The following is a 7,449-nucleotide window of genomic DNA, read 5'->3' as shown; positions in this document are numbered from 1 at the left end:
CGAATTCCCCAATTTCTATGGCATGGCCAAAAAGGAAAAGCTCAAGTTACTGTGGAAGTTCCATAGGACATATTCACGTATTACCTGGTGCTACATTCTTAGTTTTGTAATTTCCTTAATAGCTATTTTGGCAGTATATGTTAATTTGCTAACATCTATATATTCAGAAATAGGAGCATTTATATTGGGCTTGGCAGTATGGGAAATAGAGTATTTGGTTATAGTAAATAAACTTGAGTATCCTCTATTTCAAAGCTTTATAAAAAATGCATAACAAAAAGTTGGTGGTTCAGCCCCTCTGGGGCTTGGACGCTTTCAGCGCCCCACAACAAAAGCGTTATGAGGCATTAAAAGGATCGAAATATGGATGATATTAACTCTGCAATGGAAAGCGTCAAGATAGGTTTATCTCTTCTAGGAGATTCTATTGGACTTATAAAAAAGACTAAGGAGTTACTCCCAGAGGGTGACGAGAAAGAAGCAATAGAGGCAAGCTTAATTCAAGCTGATAAAGCCGCTAAGTTAGCTGAGTCACAAATTGCTCAAGCACTCGGGTATAAATTGTGTCAATGCACTTTCCCTCCTCAGATAATGTTGTCTCAAGGCTACAAGCAGTTAAAGCACCACAACGAAGAAGAATTTGTTTGTCAAAAGTGTAGAAAAAGCTCAATAGCTCCACCTGCACCACCAATTAATTTTGGGTAGCCACTATGTTTCATAACAAAAAGTTGGTGGTTCAGCCCCTGCGGGGCTTGGACGCTTTCAGCGCCCCACAACAAAAGCGTTATATTTTTTGAGGATCAGTACTAGTGCCAAATTTATCAAATCAATTAGAGCTTAATCGGTGTCCGCACTGCAATGTGGATAGACCGAATTTACCGCTGGCATGGCACACACAAACAGACAGTCATTCGGGCGGTTCCACTCGGTTTTGGCGTGTTTACAAATGTACTAGCTGTGGGGGCCTAGTAACTGCTGCAGCCATTCAAAATGTCGGCCCAGTAACAGAGTACTATCCATCTGGTATGGTAATTGATGGATCTATACCTGGAGCTGCGGGAGAATATTTGAAACAGGCAATAAATACACTCCATGCTCCTGCTGGTTCCGTCATGTTATCTGCAAGCTCTGTCGATGCCATGCTCAAAGAAAAAGGTTACACCAACGGTAGTTTGTATTCTCGAGTCAATAAAGCTGTCGAAGACCATCTAATTACCTCTGAAATGGCTAGATGGGCACACGATATAAGATTAGATGCAAATGATCAGCGTCATGCCGACCAACAAGCAACATTACCAACGGAAGCGGACGCAAAAAAATGCGTCGACTTTGCAATAGCATTAGGAGAGTTTCTGTTCGTACTTCCGGCACGTGTTGAAAGAGGTCTAGCAGCTGCGGAAGGCACATAAATATAACAAGGCAATGGTTCGGAATTTTAAAAGCTCCGGCTTCGCCTCCACTTTTAAAATCCGCACATCGCGGCGTTACTTGTGGTTGGGTCTGGGCAAGTTAACCATAACGCCGATTATACGAACTACCGCCTGATTCTGGGGGTGTAGGGGCCTCCCCTACGGATAACGCTGCGCAGCATTCCCCGGTGTTTGTGAAAACTTATTAGATTCAACTCAGTAAGGCGCTGGGAAACGAACCATCACCCTCATGATAAACCGCTTTTAATCTTGATTAGCGCTAGAACGCCTTAGATTGACCGCTAAACTGTTCAACGGTGGAAACCACACGGATGCATAAGCCGGTTTGGAATATGGCTGCTGTGGTGTGCTCAACGCCCTACGATCTAGCAAGGTGAATCAGTGCGTAGCATTGAGAGGGCAGCAAGCCCTAAACTACTTTTGCTTTTGATTGTTGGTTGGATTGGTCAGAACCAAGTCCTAAGATGCTACTGTGACGACTGGCTCACTAAACCCCAAAAAATGGCATTTCACACCTTACATGCGAAACAAATGTAATCATTTATTTATTTATTTTCCATGCGTCATATTGGTGCTAAAACGCTGAGTTATGCACAGGGTTTTAGACAATCTTTTTTATATTTCATATTTTAAAGCTTTTTAGGGGTCTTTTTCCTTATTAAAATCAATGATTTACAAGCGCATTTCATACCCTAGAGACGGGATCATCATACCCTAGAGACGGGATCATCATACCCTAGAGACGGGATCATCATACCCTAGAGACGGGATTATCAATATTAAATATTACAGGTTGAATAAGCATCTCACACCCGTTAGACTAACTCTATTAACTAAGGTTGAATAAACCCCTCCATAGCTGCTTGGCTACCCTTATTAACAAAGGATGATATGAAATTAGAAGCTCGGAACCTTGTAACATTGAGTAATGCTCTTAATCGCTCGTCCTATTCTTTGTCACTACCAGAGAAACGTTTGCTTATGTATGCGATAAGCCTTCTTGATAAATCCCACAGGGATAATCAGATGTTAGAAATCGGTGCAAAAGAGTATTCTGATTTTTACCACCTAAACAGCGACGGGGCTTATAGAACGGTTAGAAATGCGGCTGATAACCTTTGGACTAGAACTCTTGTCGCTGAGGAAATTAAATATAGATGGGTGATTACCAGTTACTACAAGGACGGGGTAGTATTTTTGCAATTTCATCCTCTTCTTTTGCCTCACCTTGTCGAGTTAAAAAACCAATTTACCCAATACTTTCTGCACCGCGCGGCAGATTTCAAGCTCATGTACACATGGCGGCTTTTTGAGCTCATCATGCAATTTAAGCGCACTGGCTTTTTTAAAATAAGCCTTGATGAATTCAAGGAAACGCTTGATATACCTAGCTCATACAGCCGAGACTTCGGCTTGATTAGGTCGAAAATCATTGAGCCAGCAGTGAAAGAAATTAGACAAAAAGACGGTTTGAAACTCACATGGAAGCCCATTAAACGCGGCAGGTCTTTTGTCTCGCTAGAATTCAAATTCCCCGTAGAACCACAGCACGAGCTATTCAAACCAGATGTGATTGATAAAACGTTTATTGAAAAACACGCCAGACCAGGCGAAAGCTACGAACAAGCAGGAAAGCGACTAAAGGAGGAAGCTAAGAAACAGACTGAATAAGCAGTAACGCCCTGCTCCAGTGCTCTAACACTGAAACAGGACTTCATCTAACGACTAATTGGAGTCGAAAAATGCAAAACAATATTAGCACTACTTTCAGTAGTGAATCACTGATTGTGTCTTTGGGTATCATCGCCCTACTCTTTGCCCTGATCGCTTATCAACAGCGTGGCCATGTGAATCAATCCCGTTCATGGCTCGGCTATTCCGCTCTCACACTCGAACTGCTCGCCGGCTCAATGGCGATCTATTGGAGTGTTAAAAACGGTTCAGGCTTGCTCACATGGATTTTTGTGTTCGGCTTTGTTGGCTTAGCAGTCGCAAAAGCAACCATCGTTGCTGCCGTCTCAAAAGCTTATGAGGATAGCAACACACCGGCGCTTATCTTTGGCATCGTTTCGCTACTCGGTGCCTACTGCGTGGTGTACTTTGCGGGATCATTTCACGGCGGCATCGAGGGCGCAGGTAAAGCCGCACAGGAAGCCACCGCCAGTGCACCAATCAGGGCGATTGATTCCCAACTGGAGGCCGCAAGGGATAAGCTAAACGGTTTATCAAACTATGCGGATAGCGCAAAGGCATCAAAGGAAAGTGCAAAGGCTAGATTATTGGGTTCTCAGTTATCCAATGCCAGAACGGCCTTGAGTCGATGCCCTGCTAACTACCTGACCAAATGCATTAACCCAAACCAACGACAAATAGATAGCCTTCAAGCCCAGTTAAGCGCCCTCACCTACTATTCGGGAAATCAGAATTATTCAGGGACCAAACAACTGATTGCCGATCTCGAAACGCAGCGTTCAGAAATGCTTACCGGTGGCAATATTACCTCTGAATCGGGGCATGGTGCAGATGATAAAATGATTGCCTGGTTACTCAATATTCCCGAGGAAAGAGCAAGAGATTTGAAGTGGCTTATCTTCGTTTTAGCTTTTGATATTTTGTCTTTATTGTTTCGTTTAACGGGTGATTTTTTGGCTCGTGGAACACCTCAAACCAAACTATTAACTCGTCAACTAGCGGTGTTATTAGAGTCGGGTTATTCGTTGCCAAATGCGGCGCTGGTTCTGAGTGGCCAAAGTGGTTTGATAGTGGGGTCACTAACAAGTGATAACCCAGAAAATCAACCTGCCGCGGCAGGTAACAGCACCCTTGATAGTAACGATTCAAGAGGGGACGATTTACCGCTATTAGACAACGATAATCAGCTGTATATAGAGTGGTTGCATCAAGTCAAAAATAAGGTAATCCGATGCACTAGAAATGATGGAAAGGCATTCATCAGCGACCGCATGACGAAGGGCAAAAAATCGAAAACGATTACCCCGATGCAGATGGAAATAATTCACAAAGAATGGTTGCAGCGTGCAACCGATGAAGGTGTTTTAGAACCCTTGGGCGGTACCGGTAAACCATCTCATGTATTGATCTAAGTTCACCGTAAAAAATTGGACTCCAGAGTAACCCTGAGAGAGTACACCAGTTACTTAACTGGAGTCCTTTTTTTATCTACTACCACAGGCAATTAATCACATGTTCTCAGCCCCTGAGAACATGTCGCTATTATTCACGTATGCCAATGAATGGCGTCTTAATATGTTAAAAATAACACCACTATAAAAACCCCTCTTTACGCTAAATTATCTTCATTCAACCGTAAGATGATTCCTTTTATACCCGAAGGGCTCGCCTCAATTTCGTAGAAATTGTGTAGTGAGTCCACAATTCATATCAATTGACAGAATCGTGCCAGCATTAGCCTCGGCACTCTCTGGCAATTGGGATGAATTGTGCGTCTCTGCAAACCCACAACCGACAGACAACACATGATTTGATAATCACCCTAGGAATGATTGGAATGCATACAAAATGATTAAGCCAAACAGCAAAAGAAGGTACGGTAACTTACCAGCTTTCAAACGGCTTTTTTTATGGGAAATATGACTGTTAGTGTTACGGAATCTGCGTCTGATACCAGATCGGCTAATAGCCCGGAAAAATTTTTCTAAGTACAGCATTTATAGCCGTGGAATATCCTCTGACTCATTGGAGGGTAAACGCATTTTCATCAATACATAAATGGTCAACCGACCGGTACATTTTGCCACCGGTTAATACTAACAAAGTAAACTGTATTAAAGAGACATCAGAAGCGTCAAACATCACTACTGGCAAAGTGATAGTTACATTGTGTGGACGCTTCATAAACTCACCACATTTTATGCCCATAAAGTGAACATGCACGGTAGATCGGATCGTCTTCAGGTTTTCTTTCTTAATGGGTGCACTCATTTTGACATACCTTATTTTTCTTTTTAAGGAAGTGTTTATTTTATGCACTAACTCTATGAATGAGTAATGAATACGGCTTATTTTTCCTAACGTTGTCACTTCAGAGATATGACTAGCTTTGGGGGTGTAGGGGTCTCCCCTACGGATAACACCTGCGGAGCACTCGCGAAAAAATGTTAAAAGCTTATCAGCTCCAAATTAGGCAAAGCGCTAGGAAACAAAACATTACCTTCATGATAAACCGCTTTTAATTGCAATCGCTCTGAGGCCTCTCAGAACGCTCGACAAGCTATTTCAAGGCTCAAAGTCTGCAGATACATACCCCGATCGGAATTAACGTTATAGAGACGATATAAGCGCCTTTCAATCTAGCAAGGTGAATCGACCCGAAGGGTTGAGAGGGCTGCAAGCCCTAAACTACTTATTTTCTATGTTTTTGGCTGGAATGGTCGGAACTAAGTTTGTAGATGCTAGAGAGATAACTGGCTAACTAAAGCGCAAAGGTTAGCGTTTTTGTAGTTATCCACAGGTTTTTGGCCTTTGATTTCTATTTTCTATTATATCTATTAACTATTAGGACCCCTGAGAGGCTTTAAACATAAGGGTCTTAGAGCTTAACTTAGGACTAATCCGGTGCTTACGTAGGACTAATCCGGTGCTTACGTAGGACTAATCCGGTGCTTACGTAGGACTAATCCGGTGCTTTATAGGACTTGACTGAGTTAAGTCCTATGATAAACTTGGGACTCGCCACATGTGGAGTCCTTTAAAATGAGCAAAGAATTAGTAGTTAAATCAAACTATGTAATCGAAGCAAGCTACAAGCTGACACTAAATGAACAACGCTTAATTCTGCTTTGTGTGCGTCAAATTAAGAAGGGGCAAAAAATAGATGCTGACAGTAAATTTGATATCTCCGCCGCTGATTTCGCTGATATGTTTGAAATATCAGTAGACAGAGCTTACTCAGAACTGCAAACAGTTAGCGACAAACTTTATGATCGATCTGTGACTATCCAACAACCCGATCCAGACAGCCCTAATATCACAGCAACTAAAACACGATGGATTTCTGCTATTGATTACATCCCCAAAGAAGGCCGGATATCGATTTATTTTGCTTCCAAAATGGTTCCTTATATCTCAATGCTGGAAGGCGGATTTACCCGATATAATTTGATAAACATCGCTGGCATGGTCAGCATTTACGGAGTCAGGTTCTACGAGTTTTTCAAGTGTTGGCAGTTTAGTAACAGCAATACCAAGAAGATTGAATTAAATGCTCTGAAAGAAAAGTTAGAACTGACTGGTAAATACTCATCAATAAAAGACTTTAAATTAAAAGTTCTTGATAAAGCTATGACGGATATAAACAAGCACAGCGACCTTATTGCTTCCTACAAAACAATTAAAACAGGTAGGAAAATCACTCATGTAACATTTGACTTTCAGGATAGAACTAGACAAGTGAAATCAATAGATAATGCTTACATTGAGAAACATGCCAGACCAGGTGAAAGCTACGCACAAGCAGGCAAACGACTAAAGGAGGAAGCCAATAAACAGACAGGATAAGTAATAACCGCCCTGCTCCAGTGCATCAACACTGAAACAGGACTTCACCCAACGATCATTTGAGGATCGAAAAATGCAAAACAATATTAGCACTACTTTCAGTAGTGAATCACTGATTGTGTCTCTGGGTATCATCGCCCTACTCTTTGCCCTGATCGCTTATCAACAGCGTGGCCATGTGAATCAATCCCGTTCATGGCTAGGCTATTCCGCCCTGACCCTCGAACTACTCGCCGGCTCAATGGCGATCTACTGGAGTGTTAAAAACGGTTCAGGCTTACTCACATGGATTTTTGTGTTCGGCTTTGTTGGCTTAGCGGTCGCAAAGGCAACCATCGTTGCGGCCGTCTCAAAAGCCTACGAGGACAGCAATACACCGGCGCTTATCTTTGGCATCGTCTCGTTACTCGGTGCCTACTGCGTGGTGTACTTTGCGGGATCATTTCACGGCGGCATCGAGGGCGCAGGTAAAGCCGCACAG

General features: G+C 42.6%; 8 protein-coding genes. 7 read left to right on the top strand and 1 reads right to left on the bottom strand.

From position 1 onward, the window contains the following. The 5 genes from Q0688_RS11270 to Q0688_RS11250 form a co-directional block, all read left to right on the top strand. The coding region (locus tag Q0688_RS11270; RefSeq protein WP_299076249.1) for a hypothetical protein at nt 1-274 on the top strand (274 nt) is incomplete at its 5' end. Nucleotides 275-363: 89 nt separating this feature from the next. After that, nucleotides 364-705, top strand: coding sequence for a hypothetical protein (locus Q0688_RS11265; protein ID WP_299076245.1), 342 nt, complete (start codon nt 364-366; stop codon nt 703-705). Nucleotides 706-809: 104 nt separating this feature from the next. Then, on the top strand, nt 810-1,409 hold the full coding sequence (locus Q0688_RS11260; protein WP_299076242.1) for a DUF4145 domain-containing protein: 600 nt from the start codon (nt 810-812) through the stop codon (nt 1,407-1,409). 912 nt (nt 1,410-2,321) lie between these two features. Then, on the top strand, nt 2,322-3,101 hold the full coding sequence (locus Q0688_RS11255) for a replication initiation protein (protein ID WP_299076239.1): 780 nt from the start codon (nt 2,322-2,324) through the stop codon (nt 3,099-3,101). 71 nt (nt 3,102-3,172) lie between these two features. Then, nucleotides 3,173-4,534, top strand: a complete 1,362-nt coding sequence (locus Q0688_RS11250; protein ID WP_299076236.1) for a hypothetical protein — start codon at nt 3,173-3,175, stop codon at nt 4,532-4,534. A gap of 610 nt (nt 4,535-5,144) precedes the next feature. On the opposite strand, the gene Q0688_RS11245 is transcribed toward Q0688_RS11250, so the two are convergent. Beyond that, nucleotides 5,145-5,393 (bottom strand): hypothetical protein, encoded by a 249-nt coding sequence (locus tag Q0688_RS11245; protein ID WP_299076234.1) that lies wholly within the window; start codon nt 5,391-5,393, stop codon nt 5,145-5,147. 771 nt (nt 5,394-6,164) lie between these two features. Here Q0688_RS11245 and Q0688_RS11240 point away from each other — a divergent pair. Together Q0688_RS11240 and Q0688_RS11235 are read left to right on the top strand one after the other, a co-directional pair. Beyond that, nucleotides 6,165-6,968, top strand: a complete 804-nt coding sequence (locus Q0688_RS11240) for a RepB family plasmid replication initiator protein (RefSeq protein ID WP_299076231.1) — start codon at nt 6,165-6,167, stop codon at nt 6,966-6,968. Between the two features lie 73 nt (nt 6,969-7,041). After that, nucleotides 7,042-7,449 (top strand): hypothetical protein (locus tag Q0688_RS11235; RefSeq protein WP_299076228.1); only part of this gene is annotated, 408 nt, incomplete at its 3' end.

Origin of the sequence: uncultured Paraglaciecola sp., assembly GCF_937123705.1 — a bacterium.
Taxonomy (GTDB): domain Bacteria; phylum Pseudomonadota; class Gammaproteobacteria; order Enterobacterales; family Alteromonadaceae; genus Paraglaciecola.
Note: the sequence above shows the minus strand (reverse complement) of the source record. Positions and strands in the feature narration are given on the sequence as shown.

What these genes read in the sequence shown, in the direction of transcription:
- Q0688_RS11265 (WP_299076245.1), top strand. Translation starts at nt 364, where the DNA reads ATGGATGATATTAACTCTGCAATGGAAAGCGTCAAGATAGGTTTATCT.
- Q0688_RS11255 (WP_299076239.1), top strand. Translation starts at nt 2,322, where the DNA reads ATGAAATTAGAAGCTCGGAACCTTGTAACATTGAGTAATGCTCTTAAT.
- Q0688_RS11250 (WP_299076236.1), top strand. Translation starts at nt 3,173, where the DNA reads ATGCAAAACAATATTAGCACTACTTTCAGTAGTGAATCACTGATTGTG.
- Q0688_RS11245 (WP_299076234.1), bottom strand. Translation starts at nt 5,393, where the DNA reads ATGAGTGCACCCATTAAGAAAGAAAACCTGAAGACGATCCGATCTACC.
- Q0688_RS11240 (WP_299076231.1), top strand. Translation starts at nt 6,165, where the DNA reads ATGAGCAAAGAATTAGTAGTTAAATCAAACTATGTAATCGAAGCAAGC.